21 protein-coding genes are annotated in these 26,090 nt (G+C 41.5%); 8 read left to right on the top strand and 13 right to left on the bottom strand.

Annotation, left to right across the window (positions count from 1 at the left end):
• Positions 1 to 10 precede the first annotated feature (10 nt).
• The 3 genes from BM367_RS00920 (at position 11) to pafA (ending at position 6,510) form a co-directional block, all read left to right on the top strand.
• Complete coding sequence (locus BM367_RS00920) at positions 11 to 3,106, top strand: SusC/RagA family TonB-linked outer membrane protein (protein ID WP_092456429.1); 3,096 nt, start codon at positions 11 to 13, stop codon at positions 3,104 to 3,106.
• Between the two features lie 28 nt (positions 3,107 to 3,134).
• Positions 3,135 to 4,724: a RagB/SusD family nutrient uptake outer membrane protein gene (locus tag BM367_RS00915; RefSeq protein ID WP_092456426.1), complete on the top strand. Its 1,590-nt coding sequence runs from the start codon at positions 3,135 to 3,137 to the stop codon at positions 4,722 to 4,724.
• 136 nt (positions 4,725 to 4,860) lie between these two features.
• A complete protein-coding gene (pafA, locus tag BM367_RS00910; protein WP_092456423.1) occupies positions 4,861 to 6,510 on the top strand; it encodes an alkaline phosphatase PafA in 1,650 nt (549 codons plus the stop codon).
• Positions 6,511 to 6,515: 5 nt separating this feature from the next.
• Here pafA and BM367_RS00905 read toward each other — a convergent pair whose 3' ends face one another.
• A complete protein-coding gene (locus BM367_RS00905) occupies positions 6,516 to 7,886 on the bottom strand; it encodes an NAD-dependent succinate-semialdehyde dehydrogenase (protein ID WP_222842547.1) in 1,371 nt (456 codons plus the stop codon).
• 116 nt (positions 7,887 to 8,002) lie between these two features.
• Here BM367_RS00905 and BM367_RS00900 point away from each other — a divergent pair, with 116 nt between their 5' ends.
• Positions 8,003 to 9,655: a M1 family metallopeptidase gene (locus BM367_RS00900; protein WP_092456420.1), complete on the top strand. Its 1,653-nt coding sequence runs from the start codon at positions 8,003 to 8,005 to the stop codon at positions 9,653 to 9,655.
• Positions 9,656 to 9,689: 34 nt separating this feature from the next.
• On the opposite strand, the gene BM367_RS00895 is transcribed toward BM367_RS00900, so the two are convergent.
• The 12 genes from BM367_RS00895 to BM367_RS00840 all read right to left on the bottom strand — a co-directional run bounded on the left by BM367_RS00895 (position 9,690) and on the right by BM367_RS00840 (position 22,592).
• Positions 9,690 to 10,241 (bottom strand): hypothetical protein, encoded by a 552-nt coding sequence (locus BM367_RS00895; protein WP_143103918.1) that lies wholly within the window; start codon positions 10,239 to 10,241, stop codon positions 9,690 to 9,692.
• 27 nt (positions 10,242 to 10,268) lie between these two features.
• Positions 10,269 to 10,967: a hypothetical protein gene (locus tag BM367_RS00890; RefSeq protein WP_143103917.1), complete on the bottom strand. Its 699-nt coding sequence runs from the start codon at positions 10,965 to 10,967 to the stop codon at positions 10,269 to 10,271.
• 316 nt (positions 10,968 to 11,283) lie between these two features.
• Positions 11,284 to 12,528: a hypothetical protein gene (locus BM367_RS00885; RefSeq protein WP_143103916.1), complete on the bottom strand. Its 1,245-nt coding sequence runs from the start codon at positions 12,526 to 12,528 to the stop codon at positions 11,284 to 11,286.
• Positions 12,529 to 12,553: 25 nt separating this feature from the next.
• Positions 12,554 to 13,858 (bottom strand): OmpA family protein, encoded by a 1,305-nt coding sequence (locus BM367_RS00880; protein ID WP_092456407.1) that lies wholly within the window; start codon positions 13,856 to 13,858, stop codon positions 12,554 to 12,556.
• A gap of 33 nt (positions 13,859 to 13,891) precedes the next feature.
• Positions 13,892 to 15,706, bottom strand: a complete 1,815-nt coding sequence (locus BM367_RS00875) for a thiol-activated cytolysin family protein (RefSeq protein ID WP_177224052.1) — start codon at positions 15,704 to 15,706, stop codon at positions 13,892 to 13,894.
• Positions 15,707 to 15,774: 68 nt separating this feature from the next.
• Positions 15,775 to 16,416 (bottom strand): LuxR C-terminal-related transcriptional regulator, encoded by a 642-nt coding sequence (locus tag BM367_RS00870; RefSeq protein ID WP_092456402.1) that lies wholly within the window; start codon positions 16,414 to 16,416, stop codon positions 15,775 to 15,777.
• A gap of 65 nt (positions 16,417 to 16,481) precedes the next feature.
• Positions 16,482 to 18,404: a 7TM diverse intracellular signaling domain-containing protein gene (locus BM367_RS00865; protein WP_143103915.1), complete on the bottom strand. Its 1,923-nt coding sequence runs from the start codon at positions 18,402 to 18,404 to the stop codon at positions 16,482 to 16,484.
• Positions 18,405 to 18,722: 318 nt separating this feature from the next.
• Positions 18,723 to 18,908: a hypothetical protein gene (locus tag BM367_RS12070; protein ID WP_143103914.1), complete on the bottom strand. Its 186-nt coding sequence runs from the start codon at positions 18,906 to 18,908 to the stop codon at positions 18,723 to 18,725.
• Positions 18,909 to 18,999: 91 nt separating this feature from the next.
• Positions 19,000 to 19,938 (bottom strand): class I SAM-dependent methyltransferase, encoded by a 939-nt coding sequence (locus BM367_RS00855; RefSeq protein WP_092456393.1) that lies wholly within the window; start codon positions 19,936 to 19,938, stop codon positions 19,000 to 19,002.
• Positions 19,939 to 19,956: 18 nt separating this feature from the next.
• Complete coding sequence (locus BM367_RS00850) at positions 19,957 to 20,745, bottom strand: L-fucose dehydrogenase (protein ID WP_092456390.1); 789 nt, start codon at positions 20,743 to 20,745, stop codon at positions 19,957 to 19,959.
• 144 nt (positions 20,746 to 20,889) lie between these two features.
• Entirely contained in the window at positions 20,890 to 21,978 is a 1,089-nt protein-coding gene (locus BM367_RS00845) for a S1 family peptidase (RefSeq protein ID WP_092456387.1), read from the bottom strand.
• A gap of 11 nt (positions 21,979 to 21,989) precedes the next feature.
• Positions 21,990 to 22,592, bottom strand: coding sequence for an RNA polymerase sigma factor (locus BM367_RS00840; RefSeq protein ID WP_245759859.1), 603 nt, complete (start codon positions 22,590 to 22,592; stop codon positions 21,990 to 21,992).
• Between the two features lie 127 nt (positions 22,593 to 22,719).
• On the opposite strand from BM367_RS00840, the gene BM367_RS00835 reads away from it, so the two are divergent.
• The 4 genes from BM367_RS00835 (at position 22,720) to BM367_RS00820 (ending at position 26,087) form a co-directional block, all read left to right on the top strand.
• Positions 22,720 to 22,923, top strand: coding sequence for a hypothetical protein (locus BM367_RS00835; protein WP_092456385.1), 204 nt, complete (start codon positions 22,720 to 22,722; stop codon positions 22,921 to 22,923).
• Positions 22,924 to 23,236: 313 nt separating this feature from the next.
• A complete protein-coding gene (locus BM367_RS00830) occupies positions 23,237 to 24,064 on the top strand; it encodes a prephenate dehydratase (protein WP_092456382.1) in 828 nt (275 codons plus the stop codon).
• On the top strand, positions 24,061 to 25,251 hold the full coding sequence (locus BM367_RS00825; RefSeq protein ID WP_092456379.1) for a pyridoxal phosphate-dependent aminotransferase: 1,191 nt from the start codon (positions 24,061 to 24,063) through the stop codon (positions 25,249 to 25,251). Before BM367_RS00830 ends, BM367_RS00825 begins: the two co-directional genes overlap by 4 nt.
• Complete coding sequence (locus BM367_RS00820) at positions 25,248 to 26,087, top strand: prephenate dehydrogenase (protein ID WP_092456376.1); 840 nt, start codon at positions 25,248 to 25,250, stop codon at positions 26,085 to 26,087. Before BM367_RS00825 ends, BM367_RS00820 begins: the two co-directional genes overlap by 4 nt.
• Positions 26,088 to 26,090 lie beyond the last annotated feature (3 nt).

Genomic DNA, 26,090 nt, shown 5'->3' with positions numbered 1-26,090 from the left:
TTTTGATTTTATGAAAAAGAAAATAAATTTATTATTCGTGAAGCTTTGTCTCTTATTTTTTTGTTTTTCTATTGTTACAATTGTTTTTCCTGCTTTCAGCCAGCAAATATCTATATCAGGAAAAGTGATTTCCTCACAGGAAAATACCCCATTACCTGGAGTAAGTGTACGTATTGAAGGGGCTCAGATTGGAACAATCACAGATCAAAATGGAGAATTTAATCTTCATGCAAATGTAGGAAGTATATTGATTATCTCCTATTTAGGTTACATCCCCCAGAAAGTTAAAATTACATCAGATCAGCAACAGCATCTATTAATACAACTGAATCAGGATATTACTAGCTTAAATCCTGTTGTTGTGGTTGGGTATTCTACAGAGAAAAAAGAGAATCTTACTGGATCGGTTTCAGTTCTTGATATGTCTACTAAAGAGAATCAACCTATCACAAATGTAAGTAATGCGCTACACGGTATGCCAGGTTTGTTCGTTAATCTTAGCAATAGCATGCCTGGTGTTGATAGAGCCACCATTAGGATAAGGGGCATTGGTACACTAAACGACAATGATCCACTTGTTCTTGTTGATGGCATAGAATATTCTATGGATGAATTGAATCCAAATGATATTGAATCAATTACTGTCTTAAAGGATGCTTCGGCTGCAATTTATGGCTCAAGAGCTGCCAATGGTGTTATCCTTGTCACCACAAAATCGGGTCGGGGGAAATCTCATGTAAATTATAATTATTACTATGGAATTCAAAAGCCCACATACCTTCCTGATGCCATATGGGACCCAATTGAATATATGAAACTTATGAATCAGGCGGCAATTAATGAAGGGAAAGGGACACCATATTTTACTGACGAAGAAATTCAACAGTATCTACAGGGCATGAAAACTGATCCTTTTGATTATCCTGCTAATAATTGGTTTGATATTGCTCTTAGAAATGGAATTATTAGAAAACATGATCTTAGTTTCTCTGCTAATTCTGATAAATTTCAATATAGATTGTCTTTGGGATATTTAAACAGACATGGAATTATTTTTGGCCCATGTAATGATGAAAGAAAATACTCACTTGGGTTAAACTCCTCAGTTCATATAACCCCCAGGCTTGAGGTAGGTTTAACTCTTGATGGATACTATAGATATTATACTGAACCTTCATATACTACTGATAATTTTTGGAATTACCTTATGAGAACATTACCTATTATGCCTGATACTTTAAAAGATGGAAGTTATGGTTATCCATGGTTAAGAGTACCTGGTAGAAATAACTGGGAACATCCGAGAATGATTGCTTATGAAGGTTATTATCGTAAATATGTTCAACGTTTCTTATCTACTTTTTTTTCAAATTATCAATTACCATGGAATATTACCTATCATTTAAAATTTGGTATTGATAAATACGATGGTCTTTTAAAGATTTTCATTCCTCAAATGATAAAGAAGCAGGCTTTAACAGGTGTGGTCATGAATTGGAATAGCCCATCTACTGCTCCCAGGTCTGAAAATGATGACTATAATACCTTGAATGTTCATTTTTATAATACACTTGATTGGCAACACACATTTGGAAATCATTATTTGAGTGCCTTGTTAGGATCTAGTTTTGATAGTTATGATGATGAATCATTCATGGCTCAGATGACAGGCTATTTGGATAATACGCTTGATGCCTTAATTGCTGGTACTACTTTTTTGAATATTTCTGGTGATAAGACCCGTGATGTATTGGCATCCTATTTTGGAAGAGTAAATTATAACTATAGTGGGAAATATTTATTTGAAGTTATATTTAGATATGACGGATCATCGAGGTTTGCTCCCGGACATAGATGGGGTTTTTTCCCTGGTATTTCTGCTGGTTGGAGAATTGATAAAGAAAATTTCTTCTCATCACTCTCCCAAACCATAAACTTACTGAAAATTCGTTCTTCATTTGGCGTACTAGGCAACCAAGCTGTTCCTCTTTACAGCTATTTAAATACTGTCACTCTAGGACACGACTATAGTTTCGGTGGCCCAAATGGTGTACTTGCTTCTGGGGCTGCAGTAACCACATATTCTGATCCAAATATTTCTTGGGAAACAACAAGGGATTATGATTTTGGAGTTGATATAGATTTATTACAGAATAGAATTGGTTTCACAATTGATTTTTATAAAAAACGTACGACTGGAATTCTCAGGCAAGTTATTTTACCCGATCAAGTAGGGAATCTAACTGGTCCGCAAGAGAATATTGGATCAATGGATAACACAGGCTATGAAATTACGGCAATTCACAGAAACAATTTTGGGGGCTTTCATTATGAATTAAATGGAAATATCTCTTATAATAAGAATAAGGTAATTGATTTAAATGGTCAAATTCTTTATAATTATAACACTAATCTATCAACAATTACTATGGCAGGGCATCCTATTGATGCTTTTTATCTTTTAGATGCAATTGGTATTTTCCAATCAGACGATGAAGTTTCCAAGAGTGCATATCAGAGTGCCGATACTAAGGCAGGCTATATAAAATATAGAGATGTAAATGGTGATGGAATTATTAATGGAGATGATAGAATTATAATCGATGAATCTTCCGTTATTCCAAAATATACTTATGCTTTTGGCTTTAATTTAGGATATAATGGATTTGAACTTAGCGCATATTTTCAAGGAGTTGCTGGAATTAAGGTATATCCCACTGCAAATTTAGCTTTCCCACTAAATAATGGTGCAAATGCTACCTGGGAATGGGTTACTGATTCATGGTCACCCGATCGTCCTAATGCCAAATTGCCTATAATAACAGAATCTAATTACGGAAGCAAAATAAATTTCCAACCATCTACATTTTGGTTAAGGGATGGATCATATCTTAGACTAAAAAATATTCAATTGAGTTATGCCCTGCCATCAAAACTAATTTCTCGCATAAATATCAGTAAATTTATTTTATTCTTAAATGCTGAGAATTGGTTTACAATTTCCCGATTTAAGGAATTTGATCCGGAGACAACCGTAAATGTTAGTACCTTATATCATTATCCTATGTTAAAAACTTTTACAGGTGGTTTTAATATTACTTTTTAATTTTTTAATTCTTAAAAACATTTTTGTTATGCTCAGACGTTATATTTTTCTAGTTATTTCATTTTTCTCGTTACTATTATATGGGTGTGATAACAGTCTTTTAAATGTTAATCCCCACGATAGATATACGCAAAATAATTTTTGGAATTCGGCACAAGCAGCCAATTCAGCTTTGACTGGCTGTTATGCTGTTTTACGATATGCTGGTGTATATGGTGGTACTGCCACTCCTTTGTGGGAAGAAACTGCATCCCCCAATGCGTATAGTTATAATAATAGCGATGGATGGAATTCTATTGCTGAGGGTTTACAATCAGCAACTACAGGAGGTATTATCTCTTCTAGATGGGCTGACTGTTATAGCGGTATAGGAAGATGTAATTACTTTCTTTCAAATATTGATAGGGTATCCGATCTGGATAGTGCTACTAGAATAAGAATGAAAGGTGAAGCACATTTTCTCAGAGCGCTATATTATTTTATTCTTGAGAATTATTGGGGAAGTGTTCCGTTGATATTGGATCCCCCTGATCCTAATTCCCAGGCGAATCTTCCTCGTACTCCGAGAGAACAGGTGGTGCAACAGATTTTACAAGATTTAGATTCTGCTGCATTAGTTTTACCATTAAAATACGGATCTGCTGACTTAGGTAGGGCAACAAGAGGAGCTGCATTAGCATTAAAGGCGAAAGTACTTTTATTTGAAGCAAGTCCTTTATTTAATATAAATAATGATAAAAATAAATGGAAACTGGCTGCAGATGCAGCAAAACTTGTTATGGATATTGCTCCTTCTGCTGGATATGGACTTTATCCTGATTATAGATCTCTTTTTTTGCCTGAAAATGAAAATAATAAGGAGGTTATTTTCGACGTCCAATTTATTTATCCTCAGGAAGGAAATTCGTTTGATTTAATATGTGGGCAGTATAATTCTAATGCCCCCTTACAGGATCTTATTGATGCTTACGAAATGAAGAATGGATTACCTATTACCAATCCTTTGTCGGGGTATAGACCAGATTCACCTTACATAAATAGAGATCCAAGATTTTATGCAACAATTGTATATCCAGGTGAAGTGTGGATGAATGGATCAACAAAGGTAACTGTGACTTCCAGCTGGTTCCCCATTACAGGTTATGCTATGCAAAAACTTAGTGTATATAATTCCGCAACTAAACCACCCGTAAGGTCATCGGATATCAAAGACGGGCAATCTTACATAAACTACATTGTAATTAGATATGCTGATATATTATTAATGTATGCCGAGGCACAGAATGAATTTTCTGGACCAGATGCTTCCGTTTATTCAGCAATCAATCAGGTTAGGGCTAGAGTAGGTATGCCAAACATACCACTTGGATTATCTCAGGATTCTATGCGAACAATTATTCGTCATGAAAGACGTGTCGAATTTGCGGGTGAAGGTTTATATTATAATGATATCAGAAGATGGAAAATTGCTGATCAGGTTATGAATGCTCCAATTTATACTTGGAAACACACTTTAATTGAAACTCGCAGATTCAACCCAAACAGGGATTATTGGTGGCCAATTCCCCAAACCCAACTTGATCTTAATAGTAATCTTCAACAAAATCCTGGCTACTAATATTTCTTTAAATTTTAATGACTTTATTCAATTAATTAAAGATCTGAATATAAATATTGATTAAATAAATTTTTTATCTATGTTTACTTAATATTTATAAGTTTTTTAAATTGCCGGCAAAGTTAAATTACCATTTATGTCAAGTAGAAGTATCTATTTTATAATTTTTTTTTGCTTATTTTACCCCGTTTATTTTTTATCATATTGCCAACCCACCTCCCTTTCCCGCCCCAAGCTGGTTGTAGGTATTGTGGTGGATCAAATGAGATGGGATTATTTGTATCGTTATTATAATCGTTATGGCAATGATGGTTTCAAACGGTTGCTAAACGAAGGTTTTTCCTGTGAAAACACGTTCATCAACTATATCCCATCTTATACGGCTGTGGGACATTCGACCATCTTCACCGGCTCGGTGCCTGCCATCCACGGTATTGTGGGTAATGAATGGATAGATCAGACAACTGGCAAAAGCTGGTATTGTACACAGGATGATAGTGTGAACACAGTGGGTGCACCGGGTGATGCCGGAAAAATGTCGCCGCACTGGTTGCTTGCCACCACCATCACCGATGAGTTGCGCCTGGCCACTCAGTTTCAATCGCGCGTGGTGGGTGTATCCCTGAAAGATCGGGCAGCCATACTTCCTGCGGGGCATACGCCAACGGCTGCTTTCTGGCTGGATGATGCTTCGGGGCATTTCATTACCAGTACTTATTACATGCAGGATTTGCCGGAATGGGTAAAACGATTCAATGCAAAAAACGAACCCCAGCACTTGATGAGCAAACCCTGGACAACACTTTATCCTATCCAATCCTACACTGCCAGTACGGCCGACAATGAGCCGTGGGAAGGGAAGTTCCCTGGTGAACAAACTCCCACTTTTCCACACCCTATGCCGGCGATTTATGCAAAAGATCGGGAAGCCCTGCGTTATACGCCCTTTGGCAATACCCTTACCCTCGACTTTGCCCGGGCGGCTGTTGAAGGATATCGGTTAGGACGCGGGACGGCTACGGATTTTCTGACCATCAACTGTGCTTCGACTGATTATGTAGGGCATATGTATGGTCCTAATTCGATAGAAATCGAGGATACCTATTTGCGGCTGGATCGCGATCTGGCTGATTTTTTCCATTTCCTGGATCAATACGTGGGTAAAGGGAATTATCTGGTATTTCTCACGGCCGATCATGGTGCTGCACATGCCATCGGCTTCATGCAAGCGCACCACCTACCGGCGGGTTTTCTGCAGGCGGGGAAAATTACACAAGCCCTGAATGCCTATCTGGAGCAACAATTTGGTGTGCCGAAGCTGGTGATTTCTTTGATGAATGAACATGTCAACTTCAACGACAAATTGATAGCTGAACATCAGCTCAATGAAGATTCATTAATTCAGGCAACCATTCGTTTTCTGCGCAAGCAGCCGGGTATTGAAATGGCGGTGGACATTCGTCATATTGGGGATGCACCCATACCTCAGCCGGCGAAGGATATGATCATCAACGGATATTATGCACCAAGAACAGGGCCTATTGCCATTATACCGGACCCCAACTGGTTCAACGGCCATCCCGGCGGAACGGGCACCACGCATGGTTTATGGAATCCGTACGATACCCATATCCCGCTCCTCTTTATGGGTTGGCATATCCCGCATGGTGTCACCCATCAGGTGGTGTATATGACCGATATTGCCCCCACCCTTGCAGCCCTGTTGCATATTCAGATGCCCAACGGATGTGGAGGCAAGCCCATCATCCCTGTGTTAGGTCAATAGCGCATTCAGGCCATATATACGGTTTTGATGTTCACAAATTCCCGAATGCCAAACAATCCCAATTCGCGTCCGTAGCCTGAAGATTTGATTCCGCCGAAGGGCAGCCGGGGATCGGATTTTACCAGGGCATTGACAAAGCAATTACCGGCTTCTAACTGATGGGCAGCAATTTGTTCGCCTTTTTGCAGGTCGCGGGTAAACACTGCTGCCCCCAATCCAAATGTGGTTTGATTGGCCAGTTGAATGGCTTCCTGTTCATCTTTTGCCGCGATGATAGCGGCCACCGGCCCAAACAATTCTTCATCGAAGGCCGGCATACCTTTTTTTACGTGGGTCAACACGGTGGGAGGGTAAAATGCACCTTTCTGTTTGGGAATTTTTCCACCGATAATGCACCGGGCACCGGCCTGAATGGAGCGTTGTACCTGGCGATGCAACTGATTGCGCAGATCTGTTCTTGCCAGCGGTCCGATATCTACATGTTCCTGCATGGGATCGCCCATGGTTTTTTCTTGCATCAGAGCCACAAATCGTTCAGTAAAGGCATTGAGGATATCTTTGACCACAATAAACCGCTTGGCGGCTATGCAACTCTGGCCGCTATTGATCAGCCGGCTGTTGACACAAATCTCTGCTGCCCGATCCAGATCGGCGTCGGCTAAAATCACATACGGATCGCTGCCACCCAGTTCCAGCACGGTTTTTTTCAGGTAAGCTCCTGCCTGCCTGGCAACGGCTTTTCCTGCTTCTGTGCTGCCCGTGAGCGTTACGGCCTGAATGGATGGATGGGCAATCAAATCCTTTACAGCTGCCGAACTAACCATCAGCGTTTGGAATACCCCATCCGGAAGCCCGGCCTGTTGCATCATTTCCTGAATAGCCAGCGCACAACCCGGTACATTCGAAGCATGCTTCAACACTGCCGTATTGCCGGCCATCAGATTGGGCGCCAGAAAACGAAACACTTGCCAGAACGGGAAATTCCAGGGCATAATTGCCAGCACAAGTCCCAGCGGTTCAAACGTCACATAGCTGCGCGACGCATCTGTGGGCACTTCCATAGGTTTTAACATTGCTTCGGCTTCCTGCGCATAGTATTCACAGGCCCAGGCACATTTCTCTGCTTCTGATATGCCCTGTGCTACAGGTTTTCCCATTTCTGTTGCCATCAGCTCAGCCCATTCCTGCTTGCGGTTTCTGAGTATTTCTGCAGCTTTGCGCAGGATACGTGCCCGCTCTTCAAATGAAGTTTGTTTCCATGAAGCAAAAGCCTGCAATCCCGCTTTAAGTTTTTTTTGCACGGTAGCAGCAGCATCCGGGCGGTATTTTTTGATTACTTGTTCCGTAGCAGGATTCATGGCGGTGAACCATTCCATAGGTCAAAGATTTTGCTGTGAATAATAGTTTAAAATTAAGCTTTTTGACTTGAAGAGAGCCGCCCGAGCAATGGATTTAAAATTTCTGTTACATTTGGTCACCAAATCATGGTGAAATGAAAAATATTTTTTCAGCTTGTTTAGTTGGCTTGTTGGTGATTGGTGTTGGAATGGCACATGCCCAGCAAAAAACATTTACTCATCAAGACACGCTGCGCGGCTCCAATACACCACAGCGTGCCTGGTGGGATGTGGTGTATTATGATTTGCATGTAGCATTTCTCATCGATCAAAAAGAAATCAAAGGTTACAATGCCATCACTTATCGTGTAATTGGCAATTCCCAGGATATGCAAATTGATTTGATGGAACCATTGGTAATCGATAGTGTGATGCAAAATCAACATGCTCTTTCGTTTTATAAAGACGGAAATGCATATTTTGTTCGACTAAACCCATCACAAAAATTAAATAGTTTACAAACCATCACTGTATATTATCATGGTGCGCCCCATCAAGCCACCAATCCACCCTGGCAGGGAGGCGTAACCTGGACACGGGATAGCCTGGGGAATCCCTGGGTGGTTACCAGTTGCCAGGGATTTGGAGCCAGCAGCTGGTGGCCGTGCAAAGATTATCTGGGCGATGAGCCCGATAGCCAGCAAATCGCTATCACCGTGCCCGATACTTTGATGGATGTATCCAACGGCCGCCTGCGTCGGGTAATTGCTCATCCCAATCATACCAAAACCTTTGTATGGTTTGTAGATGATCCAATTAATAATTATGATGTGGCTGTAAATATTGGCAAATATGCACATTGGCAAGATGTGTATCAGGGTCTAAAGGGTAGATTAACCCTCAACTACTGGGTGATGCCCTATCATCTCAAACAATCGCATATTCAGTTTCAGCAGGTAAAATCCATGCTGAAATGTTTTGAATACTGGTTTGGTCCTTATCCCTGGTATCGTGATGGATATCAACTGGTGGAAACACCCTACCTGGGTATGGAACATCAAAGCTGTGTTGCTTATGGAAATCATTATGAAAACGGTTATTTAGGTCGCGATTTGTCGGGTACAGGATGGGGATTGAAATGGGATTTTATTATCGTGCATGAAAGTGCGCATGAATGGTTTGGCAATAATATTACGGATGAAGACATAGCCGATATGTGGATACATGAATCATTTGCCAATTATGCAGAGGCACTCTATGTGGAATGTCGGTATGGTAAAAAAGCTGGAGAAGAATATGTGATCGGTTGTCGGAAAAATATCCGGAATGACAGGCCCATCATCGGATATTATGGTGTGAATGATGAGGGATCGGAAGATATGTATTACAAAGGGGGAAACATGCTCAATATGATCCGGCAAATCATCCATCATGATTCTTTATGGCGGCAAATCTTGCGTGGACTGAATCATACTTTCTGGCATCAAACCGTTACTTCCAGGCAAATCGAACAATACATCATCCAGCAAAGCCATATTGATTTGCAACCTGTTTTTGATCAATATTTGCGTACCACGAAGATTCCTGTGTTGGAATATGCCTACAAGGGTGGAAGGTTATATTATCGTTGGCAGAATACGATTCCTGATTTCCATATGCCAGTAGATGTGAGGATCGATAACCATGCTTATCGGTTGCAGGTTCATACACAGTGGCAGGAGATGAGCATACCTGCAGGAAATCAACACAGTTTTGAGGTAAATCAGAATTACTATATTACGGTTCGTGAAGTAACAGCACCGGAGTAAATGCTCTGGGAAACATTCGCATATCAGCAGACAACTATTCTATCTTTTTTATTTTGAAAGAACCGCTTATTTTGTACAGGTGTCCAGCCTTAGGAAGTATGTTATCGGTAAGAGTTGTGGTGAATGTACCGGTTAAGAAGTCTCCAACAGAAGTAGGATAGTGCGTAACGATTACTTGTCCCCCACTTGTTTTCTCTTCGTCGTACATTAGGCCAAGATCTCCATTGATGGTAATAGACAAATTTGCTTTTTGAGGAGGATTGTCACCAATTTTTCTTGGAAAAATAAAAGTCCCTTCGCCTGAAGGGGCGATTCGAATGGTGCCGGTGATATCGGTTGTTTTATTATTTTTTTCAAAACTTCCAGTGAAAGTAATATCCGTGTAATCTCCATCACTGACTTTTTCGAAACTGATAGGAGAACCATTGTCCATGGTGAAAACATAATTCCCTTCTATTGCTCCAGCATCAGGGAAATTCACCGGTTGAATGGATAAAACTACTTTCCCCATATCGAGTGATGGCTGAGCGTTGGCAAAAGAGAACAACATGAAATGGCAAACAGCCCATGCAATGATTTTTTTCATAGTAATATAAATTGTATTGATGAGTGATTATTTTCCTATCATGGAATGAATTGTATTCCAATCCAGCGTTTGAATGATGTTTTTCACTTTATCTTCTCTGCCTTCAATGTGAATAGCAAGATTTTGCAGTACATCACACTTTATAGCCTTTTCCGAATTCAACGTGGCTGCTGAAGAAGTAAATGGCTTTTCAAACACAGGCCGCCAATTATTAAAAGCATTTTTGGGTTGAAAATTACCAAATAGAATCGTGGCCACAGCAGCCGGGCTGTTAAAAAAATAGCCTTTGTAAGTAAGTTCATAAGCATTAATGTCGGGTGGGTTTTTATTTATAAGAAGGCCGGCATAAAATGCTCCTGGAACTTTCAATGCATATTGCGGGATTAATGAATGCTGCCCTTCATCTTGCATGCCTGTTGTCACATTGTAAGGATTGATACCAAAGTGAATCAGCACAATAGAACCTTCCGTAAAAGTGGCTGTATTTTTTGTCTGTTCATTTTGCATGGCATCAAAGGATTGAACATTTACATTCTTTTCTAAATTCTGTTGAAATTCTTCCATCCATTTTCTCCATTGCGTCAGTGAGTCTTTGTTCACCACAAGTATGAAAGCAAGATCATCCCAAACTGGTGGTCTTTTTTCATAAGGAGTAGCTTCCCAGTTGGCAAAGCTGATAAATTGAAAAGGCGGGCCATCAAAATATTCATCTGTTAGCTGATACACTTGCCAGCCGTTTTGTTTGGCTGCTTTTTGTAAAACTTCGGTAAGCTGGTTGCGTATTTTTCTTTGAAAAGCCAACCCCTGGTCTATGGCGCCATTCCCTTTCCGTACCGACCAATCATCAGCCTGTGAAATGGCTGTTGTATTGGGACAAGGTGCGGGCCAGTAGGTACAGGGATATTGCTGGCTTTTTGCACTATGTATAATACAAATAAAAACGAATAAAAGATAAGTTGACAAGAAATCTTTCATACAAGTATCATTGAATGGTATTTTCAGATATATATTCTGCATTTATGATTTTGATAGCTGTACTTTTTTATTTTAATTTTTCCACTTTAATTGTGATACTTCCCTGTAAAGCACCATTAATAGCATTTTCCTGAAGGATATTAAGTGGAGTTGCCGATTGATTGTTGAAAGTTCCTTTGAACTGCAAAAAATTTCCCATGATAGAGGGTGTTTCCTTCATGGGTGGAATACCGTATGCGGATGGATTAAATTGCGTTCCTTTCATGCCTTCCACAAAAGCACTATCTGCTTTTGGGTGTTCTCCTGATGATTGATTCATTGTTTGGAAAAGATTTCCTCTGCCCCGTTCTTCCATTATTTTTTGCAATTTCAAGAGATCTGCCTTGCCCTGCGGAGTGTGCCAGTAATTGGCATCTTTGGCATGTGCCTGAATTTGTTTTACCTCATCCAATTCCGCATATTCTTTTGCTTTACTTTGTTGGGCAACATTGGCTTCAATATCATAAAAAAGATTCTGGACAAGATGGGATGTCATTCCCGGTAGATCAATAATGTGATCCTGTGTTTGATACGGTTCGCTGCTATTCTTGCCGTTCTCAGAAGGAGAAAAAGTATCAAAAGAAATTACAGCCTGTACGGGGCCGGGTTTGCGAATGTTGCCTATGTTAAGAGTGAATGGAATAGGATAATCGTATTGACCAACAAGCTTCATATGTTTAGTAGAAGCCGATAAGACATGCAGGTGCATATCTCTTGTGCCATCGACAGGTTTCAACTGACTTGTTCCGTCGGCAAAGGAAATCAGGTTTGCATAACTTAGTCCTGTTAATTCCCAATGCAGATTGTCGGCACCTGTTATATTCACATGCATGGTTACCTTGTAGACTGCTTCCACTATTTTTATATTGCATACAAGAGTGAGAAGGGTTTTTGAGTTCTCGTCCGAATGAAAGCTTACAGCTATTGCAACCGGATTTTTGACAGGTACTTTAGCAGGTGCTGTGTACGTAGCCTTTAGAAATGTAAGGTCTGGTTGTAAAGTCCCTTCACTTCCAGTTAAATTATTGGAATTCCCATTGATCATCCACACTGGGGATGCAGCGTCACCAATGCCTATGTTTTTTGCGGACTGAGTGGGAAGGTAAGTGCTGGTGTCTATTCTTTTAATTGCCAGTGTTATAGACTCTCCGCAGTTTAATGTTGCTGATGCAGGTACCAAAGCATATTCATCTGTCGTTTGTGCAGATAAATACATTGCATTGAATACGCCAATGCAAATAATTATGATTTTTAAGCAAGGGGTAAGTTTCATACAAGCATATATTAACCTGCCCCAATTACATTTTTACAAACTCCACCCTTCTGTTATTGGCTTTTCCTTCTGGTGTATCATTTGTATCTATCGGCTTGGTATCGCCAAAACCTTTGGTGGTAAGGCGAGATGCATCAATACCCATTTTTACCAACTGTTCTTTTACGGCATCTGCCCTTTGTTGTGAAAGGGTAAGATTATGGGCTGCGTTGCCGGTATTATCCGTGTGCCCGTCAATTTCAAATTTCAGGGAGGGGTCTTTTTGCATCAGATTAAATATCTGGTTGATGGAGCCCATGGACTCGGGCTTTAGCGTGGCTTTATCTACATCAAACAAAATTCCGTGCATAATAATTCTGCTCTCGGTAGTAATTTTTTTGTAAATATCTATACCTCCTGCTGCTACTCGGATGTTTTTAATGTAACTATCTTCATAGCCACTGACGTTAAAGGTAACGTTGTTGGGTTTGCCGGTCAGATTATTGACATTCAGTACCCGGTATTGATCAATATATACTTTGCCCTGAGTTTTGTTGATGGCTATTGCCACATGATGCCACTTCATAGGAGCACCATTGGTCAATTTATCAAGAGGTTCCGGATAAGTTCCTGTTATATTAATATCAGACCATGTCACATCATGTATCCCAAATCTGATACCGGGTAAAATGCCTTCGCCTCCGCTATAATAAACCCTATGACCAAAGTCGATATTGAAATGATTCAGTCCCCATTGTTGATTCATGATATCAAATTCAACGGTAAACTGGTCGGGCATATAACTGGTAGTAGTCATTCTGGGTGTGAAAGTAATAGTGCCACCTTGTACGGTTCGAATCACATTTTCACCGTTAATATTTTGCACATCCATTTGCCCTTCCAGCAAAGTGAACTGTGAGGGAATTTCTCCGCTTTGTTCATCAGCAAGATTGGATTCAAAAATGATACTATCGCCGGGCACAAAATCGTAATTAGTAAATGTGGCAAGCGTTGGTTCTCCCTCAGCAGCAGAAGCGCTGCTTTCAGGTGATAGTGTGGAAGTATTTGCAGAAGTGTTATTATTTTCAGAATTGTTTGCACTGTTATTATTATTGCTCTTATTTTTCTTTATATCTTTTATAGCATTTTCCCCTTTAGAGATTGCCTTATCCGTTGTATTACCGGCATCGTTTACTGCATGATTGGTAGCAGCCTGTTCTACACCCTGCTGCGCGGCTTCTTTTACCTGATTTCCCAGCTTTTTAAGAAACTGAGCTTGAGCAGGTGTATTTCCGATGATAATGACTACAATAGCGCCAATAAGTGTATTAAAGAAATATGATTTTCTCATAGTCCATTATTTTAAATGTGAATATTATTGTTTTTAATAATTTTGGGCTTGAAATCCCGTTCCGGTGTTGTAATTAAATAATAAATTAATACTAGGACCATCTTGGCTTAAGGTTACATTTCCCCAACTAACTGGATAATTTATAGTACTTCCATCAGGAGAGGTGAAAATAAGCGTTAACGTAATTTTTGCCATCTCCACATTATCATGTCCATTCGGGTAGATAGTCATTCGGAAGGTGGGTGTTCCATTGTAAAAATCACTCAGCTTTGGTGAACCCATAATCGCAAGATGATCTCCACTTTGGTTCATGGAATTATCAGCCCATGCTGTGTTGTTATTATTATTGCGGAAAGAACCTACCAACTGTCCTGCTGAATTATACAGATCATACTCATAATGTGTATCATGATCCTTGCAATCACCTCCACAGTCAACTCTTACGGTAGCTTGTGTAAGTACAGGTGTATTGGCATTGGGATCAGGTGTGCAATTTTGTTCTATGAACTGATCTGTACTACTGCTGGAGCCGATGACATCTCCTGCCATATCGTATAATTGATAGTCAATGGGCTGAGCATTCTGATAAGTAGCTCCAGCCAATATAGAATTAATGCTATTAATTAAATTATTTGGATCAAGCTGAATGGGACCTACATTAGGACCGCCAATTTCGTAAGCATTTACGCTGGTAATATTACTCGCATTCTTTTGAACAAAATTAAGTGCCATATTAGCATTGTATATACCCGAGTTGTAAGTGGCATCAAAAGATGCACCCATACTGTCTGATGAAATATTTATGGTAAGATTTGCCAATATCCTTATGCCGTATGATACTGTACCTATAACCATTAAATTGGGGGTGCTTTCTACAGAAGGATCTTTATAATACCCATTTTGCGGAGGTATAGCATTTAACGTAAACAATATTTTTTTTGCATCAATAGTCAGGTAACGCTGATGTGAATTTTTTGTTGACCCAAAACTTCCTTTAAAACTAAAACCATATGCACTTCCACCTGCGGTTATCTTAATGGCCATATCGGCGCTATTATCCGATTCATATACGCTGTAATCTGTAGCCGCATTGATGCTGTAGTTCGTAGGAAAACGACTTGATAACTGACTAATGGCATTATAAATACTTTGCTCATCAGGATTATCTACCAAAACATAATCATCTCCCTGAATATTTCTGTCAGTTGTAAAAATCTTCAATGGATTGCGGGCTGCGGCCGGTGTAACAAATGAACCATTGGCGTAATTTTCAAATGAATAAACAGCACCGGGGTAAATGTGCCGAGCCTGCAGGATATAATCTGCTACATTAAAATTGGTAGAATTTGCACTTATGGTCACATAGTTGGTTGTACATCTCCACCCAGATTGTCCCGAACTTGTGCTTCCTTGTCCCGAACTTGTGCTTCCATGAACCGGCACACCGGATGTACTATTGGTTATTATCTTGGTCCCCATACCCCCAAAGGATGGGTTCTTAATAAAATTGATGGTGAGTTTGGTACCATCATCCATAGTGTAAACATGTGATGGATTCTGGAAGGCATTGGCGAAAGTTGCCTGTCTCTGTTGATACAATGGAGTTGATCTAAATTCTTCCCAGGCTGTTGAAGGAAACAAAACATTTTTTGTGATAACTGCTCTTACTGGGGAATTTGAGACCGTAGCAGCTGTTTTCCCCTGCGATGCGGCAGGCTTGTACTGATAAACAGGAGTATTACTCGTTTTGGCATTGCTGGTAGATGGTCTGTATATATACTGACCCTGTACTATACCGAAAGAGAGCAAAATCCCGGAGAAACTGCAGCAAAAAATAACTTTTTTCATGATTTTGATTTTATTTTTCACAAAGCTATCATTGTCCATAAGAATGCACAATCGGATGAAAATATGATTTAGGGTTTTAGCTTGCGTATCGCTTCAATTTTTGAATTTACCTGCAACTTTTCATAGATGTGCATGATGTGGGTGCGTACAGTACTGATGCTGATGTATAGTTTATCTGCGATATCTTGATAGGTTTCACCCATAGCAAGCCATTCAAGTATTTCTTTTTCGCGGGCAGTTAAACCCCAATTTGATAGTGCGGGTTGATTTTTTTCCCTGAAAATTTCAAGCACACGATTGGCTATGGAAGGGGTTATGGGTGCACCGCCTTCATAGAGCATGATAAGTGATTGGGTAATTTCTTCAGGTGGCGTATGCTTGAGCAAATAACCCGATGCCCCGGCACAGATGGAATCGAATATTTTTTGATCATCCGCAAATACAGTGTACATCATGATGCGTATCTCAGGGAAATAATGATGAATCACACGCACACAGTCGATGCCCGACTCATTGTTCTTCAATCCGATATCCACCAGAGCCACATCTGGCAAGGTTTTCCTGTATTCCGGCACAATCAGATGACTGCTATCGAGTATGGAAACGACTTTCAATCTTCCGGAATCATTCAGAACATCCTTTAAGGAGTTTCTCAGAACGGGATTGTCCTCTATAATAGCAACTTTAATTAAGGCATTCTCTGGCTTCATTTTAAAAAAATGCGGATAAAGCTATAATAACAAATGCAATTCATGTATCGGATATTCATTTGATTTTATACAGAAATTTGCAGATTTATCCGAGTTCCTTTATGCAAAGCAGAACATATTTCCAGTACTCCCCCACACTCTTCAGCCCTGGATTTCATATTGTTCAGCCCATTTCCCTGGTGGATATCGTCTTTTTCAAATCCTTTTCCATTATCCTGAATAGTCATGTAAAGAAGCTGATTTTGGATATAAAATTGAATTTCAATGCAAGTAGCCTGGGCATATTTTAAGCTATTTGTGAATCCTTCCTTGAAAATCAGGTATATATTTTTTCTTTTTTTCATATCCAACTTTAATTGTTTGATCTCTTCCTGAAAACTTATCTTTAGCTCTATATTTTTTGAATGAGCTAATGGCAAAGCATAATATTGTATCCGTTGAATGATTCGTTCCATGCTGTCCTGCATGGGTTGTATGGCCCATACAATATCGCTCATGTCATCTATCATTTGTCGGGCTATCTGGCTAATCTTCTGAAGGGTATTCTTCATCTCCTCAATTGTATTCGATTGTTTATTCATGCTGGCATTGCTGTATAATAATATGGAGCTCAAAGTTGCACCTATGTCGTCATGAAGATCTTGTGCAATTTTATTTCTTATACTTTCCATGTTTTTTCGGAGTGTCTCATTTTCTTGCAGCTGTTGAATGAATTTTTCCTGAGCTTTTAATTTTTCTTTTTCCATTCTTCGGGTTTTCACACCCAGGGAAGTTGTAAAAATGATGGTTTCGATAACCACCCCTATCTGACCGGTAATAAGGCTGTTGAAGTTTGTTTGCATTACGTTTGAATTTACTTGCAGAAGGGAAATGAGTATGCCTATCAAACTGCCAAATCCTGCTATCAGGCTACCGGTTAAAATCAGCATGATGAGCGGATCATGATATTTGATTAATATAGAAATAAAATACAAACAGCAACTAAATACAATGATGATGCTCACCATAAGCAAATCATTAACCCATTCTGTATCTGGAAATAATATCCGCAATATCATGTCGCCTGCTACATATATCAGAATCATTTTTTCCAGAAGTCGAATATTGCTTTCAATTCTTTGATTCAGACTTTTGATTTCCAGAAAGTTTCGGATAAACTTGAGGTAAAAGAAATAAGGTAGCATCAGGAAAATAGATTTCAAATAAAATCTGATTTCCGGATGATAAGCAAATGGCCAGTAGATGCTCATTTGCATGTAATATTTATGCACATAGTACAGTGTGACCAGTGATAAGTAAATAAAGTAATACGGATATTCTTTTCTTTTTACAATCATCCATTGAAAGATTACATACAAGATTTGAGAGCACATGAAGCCCAGAAAAAGCAATTGCAGAAATCGAATACGTCGATCTTCATAATATTGCTGCAGAAAAGATTGTGATAGGAATGCATTGTCGGAAATTTGCAACTGATCGAATCCTACATCATCATCCGATGAAGAGGAAAGCTGCAGGAGATAGGTTGTTTGTTGGTGTCCCGGGATTTTAAATTGGAGTGCTTGCAGCTGATGAGGAGGCGTGGAGATTGATTTAGCTATTCCCGGCCCGCCGGCATACCGAATGGTATCATGCGGAAGAAGCTCATAGAGTACCATTTTTCCAAAATGATCCATCAACAAATAAGCCTCAACATCCCGGGAATCTGTATTTTCCAGCCTGAAGCGAATCCAGTAACAAACATGATGGCCGTATTTTTTTACCCATGTATTTACTGTTTGCTGGTTTGTGGTGAATGGTTGTTCAAGGATAAAAGCAGGAGGAACCGCAAAACGGCTGCAAACCTGAAAATCAATGGGACCTATGGCATGAATGGTGGGGAGATGATAAATAGCCACTTGCAAAGAATCGGCTATGCAGGATGGGTGCAGCGCACATATCACTCCACATGTAAAGAAGAATTTTCGGTTGAATTGTATTACGTTCAAGCATCATCATTTGCAGGAAAGTTAATAAAAAAATACCTCCCTGAGAACAGGGAGGTCTTAACCCTTTGAAAAATTACTACTCTCTGCTATTGTGCAGTTGTCTTCCAAAAGACAGCTGCACAGATGGCTCTAAAAATCTGTGTGAAATTACATTTGTGCCTGCAAGTATCTGGTTAATAATTTGTTATAGCAGGTTAAAGTATTGTTATTCAGTACGAACACGATATTTGGCCAGCCAACATGAATTAGCAAAGGCCGCAAAAAAATAAAAAAGCGCAGGACAAAACCTGCGCTAAAGATTCTAACCGAGGTATTGGATTATTTACCCCCGTTAGAAGTACTGTCTTTCCCACCCTTTTTGACAGGATGACTGCCTTTTTTCTTCATCACATGTTCCTTGTGGTAAGATTTTTTGGCAGCCGTGGTATCTTTTTTTACATGCTGCGCAAAGGCAGTACCCGATACGAAGGCCAGCAGGGCCATTGACATCAGTAACTTTTTCATATGCTTACATTTTAAAGTGAATGATGCAAGATAGATTTCAAACCCTATACCACAGCATGCAAATACAATTTTAAAAATAGTTAAGGGATGGTTAATCAGCTCCATATTTACGGGCTATGTAAAGCAATGAGCTGGATTGCATAGGGTGGTGCTGTGAAAGCAGCCAGCTGATAAAACCCGTCATCATACCGTAGGCAAATGGCAGTCGCTGACGTGCATACTGGGAACTCAGCCATGCAATGTAAAATGCATCCATACGCATGGGTAGAATCTTCACCAATTCAAACCGATGGGATACAAGCAGCAATTGCATGGTTTGGGGTGCAAAATGATACAAATGCCGGGGCACATCATAAGCTGCCCAGTAATTTCCAAAAAAACGTTCGTCGAACGAAGTATAATTGGGTACAGCAATGAAAACCAGACCATATGGATGCAGCAGCCGATAAATGGTTGACAGATTTTCATGCAATGCATGAATATGTTCCAGCACATGCCAGAGGGTAATCAATGTAAAATGCTGATCAGGGAAGGTATTCAACTGTATGGGATCCTGCACATCAAGCTGATATTTTTTCTTTGCTATGTTTCGTGCTGTTTCACTGGGCTCAATACCTGTAACCTGCCAACCATGCCTTTGCATCATATGCAGAAAACTACCCGTACCACATCCTATATCCAGTACACTTGGCTGAGTTTGCAAGGCATGCATCTCCCATGTTGGAACATAAGTATGAAAGGCTTTACGGATGAGCAAGTATTTCCGGCGTAAAGCCAGCCAGCGGGCTGCATGATATGCCTTAAACAGTAGTCCTTTCCGGGTGTCTGTATGTGAAATATAGTTCTCGGAATGATAATAGGCAGCTATTGTGGATGGATCGGGTATGTCCTGTGTAAAAAGAGCCTTGCAATCTGCACATGACCATAGTTCAAACCATTCTTTTGTAACGGCATGATCCTGCACCCGTGTGCAGAATTGAATGGCAGCAGAAAAGCAAACAGGACAGGTTGAATGATGAATGTGTGGCATATCAGCTAAAAAAGCAATTCACGAAACATCAATGGCACGATCCAGATGGGTATATCCTCCATCAACCACCATGATTTGTCCGGTGGTATGGGACGAACGATCAGAAAGCAAAAATGCAACCATATCGGCAATTTCTTCTGGTTTGGTCATGCGTTTACCCAGCGGAATATGTCGGGTTATCGAAGCCAGTTTTGTTTCCGGATCAGGAAAGGTTTGGATCCAGGAAGCGTACAGGGGCGTCCACACTTCTGCCGGTATCACGGTATTGACGCGTATGTCATAGGGTAACAATTCCACAGCCCATTCCCGCGTAAGAGCATTGATGGCACCTTTGGCCGCTGCATAACCCGATGTATGACCCTGACCTGTTAAGGATACTTTTGAGCCGATGTTTACAATAGCTCCGCGGGATTGTTTCAGGGCTGGCAGTGCCAAATGAGCCATGACGTAGTAATGCAGCAGATTTTTTTGCAGGGATTGCATAAACCGCTCCGGATCGCCGTTTTCCAGACCCACGCCGTCATTGACTCCTGCATTGTTTACCAATCCGTCAATACGCTGGCAAGTTTGCCAGGTGAAATCCACCACTTTTTTGCAATCATCAACCCGGGTAAGTTCAGCTTCCACAGCCCAGGCCGTATATCCTTTTTCTTTTAAGGTGCTTAACTGATGAGCATTATCGGCTGCATTTCTTCCGGCGATCACTACGGCAGCCCCCTCTGCACACAATACTTCGGAGATAGCAGCACCTATGCCTTTAGCGCCTCCCGTGACAATGAATACTTTTCCGTTCAGATGCAAGTCCATAAATAATTGCTGATTTCAGGCGGATAAAGATAAATACATCGTACGAGATTGGCATACGATGCCATCATGTAGGCTGTACCAATCTTGATAAATATTTCAGCTTTTCAGAACACAATATCGGTGCGAGGGAGTGCCCATTCGAAATTAATTGTACACTTTCACCATCATCACATAATCCTTCAGCCGCTTAAGCATGGCAACGCGGTTATTGTACGAATCAGCACGGGCAATATTCCTTGACCCGCGTGAATGAAGAATGGCTCGTTTGTTAAAATCGGCAGGCAGGCTGTCGAGAATGGCTTTCAGGTAGGTAGCTTTTATGGCAAATGCAATCTGATTTGATTCACCTTCTTTGCCACTGATGATGCCGATGATTCTGCCTTTGCTGTCGAATAAAGGTCCGCCGCTATTACCGGGATTTACGGGGATGGAAAGCTGATAAGCCGTACTGTCGTCCCGATAACCCGTTTCTGAACTGATATAGCCCTCACCATAAACGATTTCATCTTTAGGATAACCCAGGGTAAATACCGGCTCACCCAGCGGAGCTTCTGCCGCGGAAAGGACATACGGAAGTGCCCCATTCATACAAAAACTGGTATCGGTGATTTTCAAAACCGCAAGATCCGCATGCGGATTCTGAAATACCATTATAGCCTTGTAGGTATTGCCCTTGTTATCCTGCACATAAATGGAATCTGCATTGCGGACGACATGATAATTGGTGACCAGGTAGCCATTGTCTGAAATGAGAAATCCGCTGCCGCCATAGGTGCCTGGATTGGCAGGAGTTTTACCATTATGATGCATATCGTTCATCAAGGCATATTGTGAGCGTTGGATATTATCAATGGCGCGGCGCAGATCTACATATCCTATTTTATTCGGACGGATGTAAAATTGATTAAATGACCAGAAAGCGACCAATGATACCAGCAAAGCCACGGTTGCAGCCACTGCAACATGTGCAAGCCATTCCTTGCCGGTTTTGATGAGCCTGACACCCGGATAGGTATGATGCCGGATGGGCGACTGAGAGGCAAACGTCTGTTTAATCCATTGTCGATGTAAACCGGTTTTTAGGACATGAATAAACTGGCGTTCCTCTTCCACCCAACGACGCAACTGGGGATCCTGTTCCTGCAAATTCAGGAATTCAGCTTCTTCAGCTGTATCCATTTCGCCCTGAAGATAACGATGTATGCGATCCATCCATTCACTTCTCATTTCCATACCCGATAAAGTTAAGGTTCAGAAAATGGCTTACCAGATTTATTTGTTTGATAAGCAAAGAATATCTTTTTCAAACGCATCAAACATTTATATTTTTGAGTTTTGGCATTATCTGCATTTGTATAGCCAAATATTTCAGCAATTTCTGCCATGCTTTTGTTCATAATATAATAATGTTCAAGCAGGCTTCTGCAGGGTTCTCCGAGTTGATTCAAGGCTGCTTCCATATTCCGGAATGCCTGATCTCGTTCTTCATGTTGCGCAATATCATCTGTGACGGGAATCCAGTCAGCAAGTCCATCGGCCAGGGGCAGCTGGCGTTGGGTTGATTCCAGGCGTTTCAGCCACAGATGCTTGCTTACAGCATAAATGTATGTTTTCAGCCTGCAAGTCAGGGTAAAGTCGGGCGACTGCGCGCGTTCCAGCAAAATGATCAGGGTTTCCTGGAAAATATCTTCCGCATCTTCTTCCAACCCATTGTTCTTTTTTACCAGTGCTTTGATCATCGGGAAGCAGCTCTCATAAATTTGCTGCAACGCTTCCCGGTCATGGCAGAGCAGCCGGTCGAGCAAGGCTGCATCCTTGGCTTTTTTTGAAACAGATAAACTACTCACTGATTAATCCCGGATTTGGTTTGCAGGTAACCCAAAATAACCAAAAAATTTTTTATCAGAGATGGGTTACCTTTTTTCAAAAATCGGATAAATGGAAAATTCATTCACCATTTAAAATTTCATTGCAATGAAAAACGTGTTAAAACTTGGAATGCTGGCCCTGTTAGTGGGCATGCTGGCAACTGCTTGTGGTAGTGGCTCCAACAAGAGCGCTCAGGACACTACTTCTGTACAACCAACAGAACAAGCTGCTCCTGCAGCTCCTGCTGCTACCGACACCACCCAGCACGCCGATACCAGCCATGCTGATACCAGCCACATGCAAATGTAATCGGCCAGCGTGGTCAGGATCTTACACAAAGGCTGCTCCGGCAGCCTTTATTTTTTTCTAAAAATTTTTGGAGCTTTTCAAAATCCTTTTTTATCTTTGTCCAAGCATTGAAAATTATTTATGAGTTCCGCATTAGAAATAGTAAATATTAAACAAGCCACGGTGGCACATTCGCCGTTTTACTATTTCTTTTTTTATTTCTCCTTCCCTGAAGGAGGCGGGACTCGCTTGAAGCAGCCATAGTGCAAAGGAAAAACGATCCATATTCAATCCCGCCTCCCAAAAAGGCGGGATTTTTTTTAAATGCTGATGTATGCGCATTGCTATTCAGGGATTTGAAGGAAGTTTTCATCAGATTGCAGCTCAGGAATATTTTCATTCCCGCCAGCTCGAAATATTACCCTGCAGCACCTTTTCAGATGTAGTCAGAAAAGTTCATCGCCGGGAAGTAGATCGGGGTGTGATGGCCATTGAAAATTCCTTGGCTGGTAGCATTCTACCCAATTATCATTTGTTGCAGCGTTATGAGTTGACTATTATTGGTGAAATTTACCTGAACATCAGGCAACATCTGATGATGCTCCCTGAATATGATCTGGATGATATCCGGGAAGTACATTCGCATCCCATGGCATTGCTGCAATGTGCTGAGTTTTTGGAAAAACATCCGGAATGGAAGCTGGTTGAAACAGAAGATACGGCATTGAGTGCCCGTCATCTGCGCCAGTACAGGGCCCGGCATGTTGCTGCTATTGCCAGTAAGCTTGCTGCTGAAATCTATCAGCTGAAAATTGTGGCTCCCAACATCCACACCATGAAAAAAAATTATACCCGTTTTCTGATTTTAAGTCGCGATAAACAAACCGCTTTTCCGGATGGCGTGAATAAATCTTCCATTTGTTTTCAAACCGATCATACGCGGGGAAGCCTGGCTCGGGTGCTGGTAAAGATTGCCGATGGCGGTATCAATCTTTCCAAGTTACAATCCCATCCTATACCGGGCTCTGAGTGGAAATATTATTTCTACGTGGATATGGAATTTGACCATTTTTCCCAGTTTGAAACGGTTATCCGGGACATTCAACCCCTGACACGTGATTTGAAGATTTTAGGTGTTTATCAAAAAGGACAAACCATATGAATAAGCTTTCGCTGGCCAACAGATTACAAGGCACTGACGAATATTATTTTTCAAAAAAGCTTCGGGAGATCGAAGTTTTGAATCAATCCGGTGCACAGGTCATCAATCTGGGCATTGGCAGCCCAGATCTGCCGCCGCATCCGGATGTAATCACCACGCTGGCTGAACAAGCCTCCAGAGCTGATGTGCATGGTTATCAGTCATATCGCGGAGCCAAAGCATTGCGGGAAGCTATGGCGGCATTTTATGAAAAATGGTACCAGGTGCACCTCGATCCCGAATCGGAGATCCTCCCCCTTATGGGATCAAAGGAAGGGATAATGCATATTAGCATGACCTATTTGAATGAAGGTGATGAAGTTCTGGTGCCTGATCCGGGCTATCCTACCTATCGGGCGGCATCACAGCTGGCAGGGGCCGTTTGCCGCACATACGCCCTGCGGGAAGATCGAGGCTGGCTGCCCGACTTTGAGGCTCTGTCCCAAGAGGATTTGCGAAAGGTTAAAATCATGTGGTTGAATTATCCTCACATGCCAACCGGAACCTTGCCTACGCGTGCGTTTTTTGAACAATGTGTGGATTTTGCATCCCGGCATGGCATTTTGCTTTGCCATGATAATCCCTACAGTTTTATTCTGAACGACGAACCCATGAGCATTTTGGCTGTGTCTGGAGCCAAAGAGGTAGTCTTGGAGCTGAATTCACTCAGCAAATCGGCCAACATGGCCGGATGGCGGGTGGGGATGCTTTGCGGACAGGCCGGTCGCATCAGCGAAGTACTGCGGTTTAAAAGCAACATGGATTCGGGTATGTTTCTGCCTGTGCAGCTGGCAGCGGCCAAGGCTTTGTCATTACCTGCCTCCTGGTATCAAAGCCTGAATGAAACCTATGCACGCCGGCGGGAAAAGATATGGGCATTGCTCAGGCAATTGGGTTGCACGTGGAATCCCCGGCAGGCAGGATTGTTTGTTTGGGCACGTATTCCCTCCGGCTGGCCGGATGGCTTTGCTTTCAGCGATGCGGTGCTCCATCAGGCACATGTGTTTATTACGCCGGGCGGCATTTTCGGGCAACAAGGGGAACAATATGTACGATTGAGCCTTTGCCAGCCCGAATCTGTGCTGGAAGAAGCTCTCCATCGAATTCAACATACATATTTGCAAATTCCTGAAACTACACGCGTATGAAAATAGCTATTGTGGGAATCGGATTGATAGGGGGATCACTGGCACTGGAGCTGCGAAGAACAGGGATCGCCACCAGGCTTATGGGGGTAGAGGCTAATTCCCGGCATGCATCCCAGGCATTGGAAAGAAAGTTGGTAGATGAAATTTGTGAACTCCCCGATGCCATTCGCAAAGCCGATTTGGTGGTGCTGGCCGTACCGGTAAATGCCCTGCTGCATTTGCTCCCTGCCGTACTGGATGAGGCTGACAGGCAGATTGTGGTGGAAGTGGGTTCAACCAAGGAAAAAATTCTGCAGGCAGTAGCCAACCATCCGCGCAGGGGCCGGCTGGTGGCATCGCACCCTATGGCAGGGACAGAATATTCAGGCCCAGAGGCTGCTGTTGAAAAATTGTTTTGTGGGAAAAACGTAGTGCTTTGCAATATCGATGAAAGTGATCCTGACGCCGTAGAGCAGGTGAAAAAAATGTATGAAACATTGGGTTGCCGGCTTATCTACATGGATGCGGCTTCCCATGATCTGCATGCAGCTTATGTTTCCCATATTTCCCATATCACCTCGTTTGCGTTGGCCCTTACGGTGTTGGAAAAGGAAAAAGAAGAAAAAGCCATTTTCGATTTGGCAAGCGGAGGTTTTGCTTCAACCGTACGTCTGGCCAAAAGCTCGCCCGACACCTGGATTCCGATCTTTCAGCAAAACCGGCATAATGTGCTGGATGTGTTGTATGAGCATATCCATCAGCTAAAACGCATCAAGCAAATGTTGGTGGATGAGGATTATGAAGGTTTCTACAAACTCATCCAGGAAGCTAATGCCATCCGGAAAATTATTCATTGATCA

This window comes from Thermoflavifilum thermophilum, assembly GCF_900116565.1.
GTDB lineage: Bacteria > Bacteroidota > Bacteroidia > Chitinophagales > Chitinophagaceae > Thermoflavifilum > Thermoflavifilum thermophilum.
The sequence above is the reverse complement of the archived record's forward strand: the minus strand, read 5'-3'. Positions and strand labels throughout refer to the sequence as shown.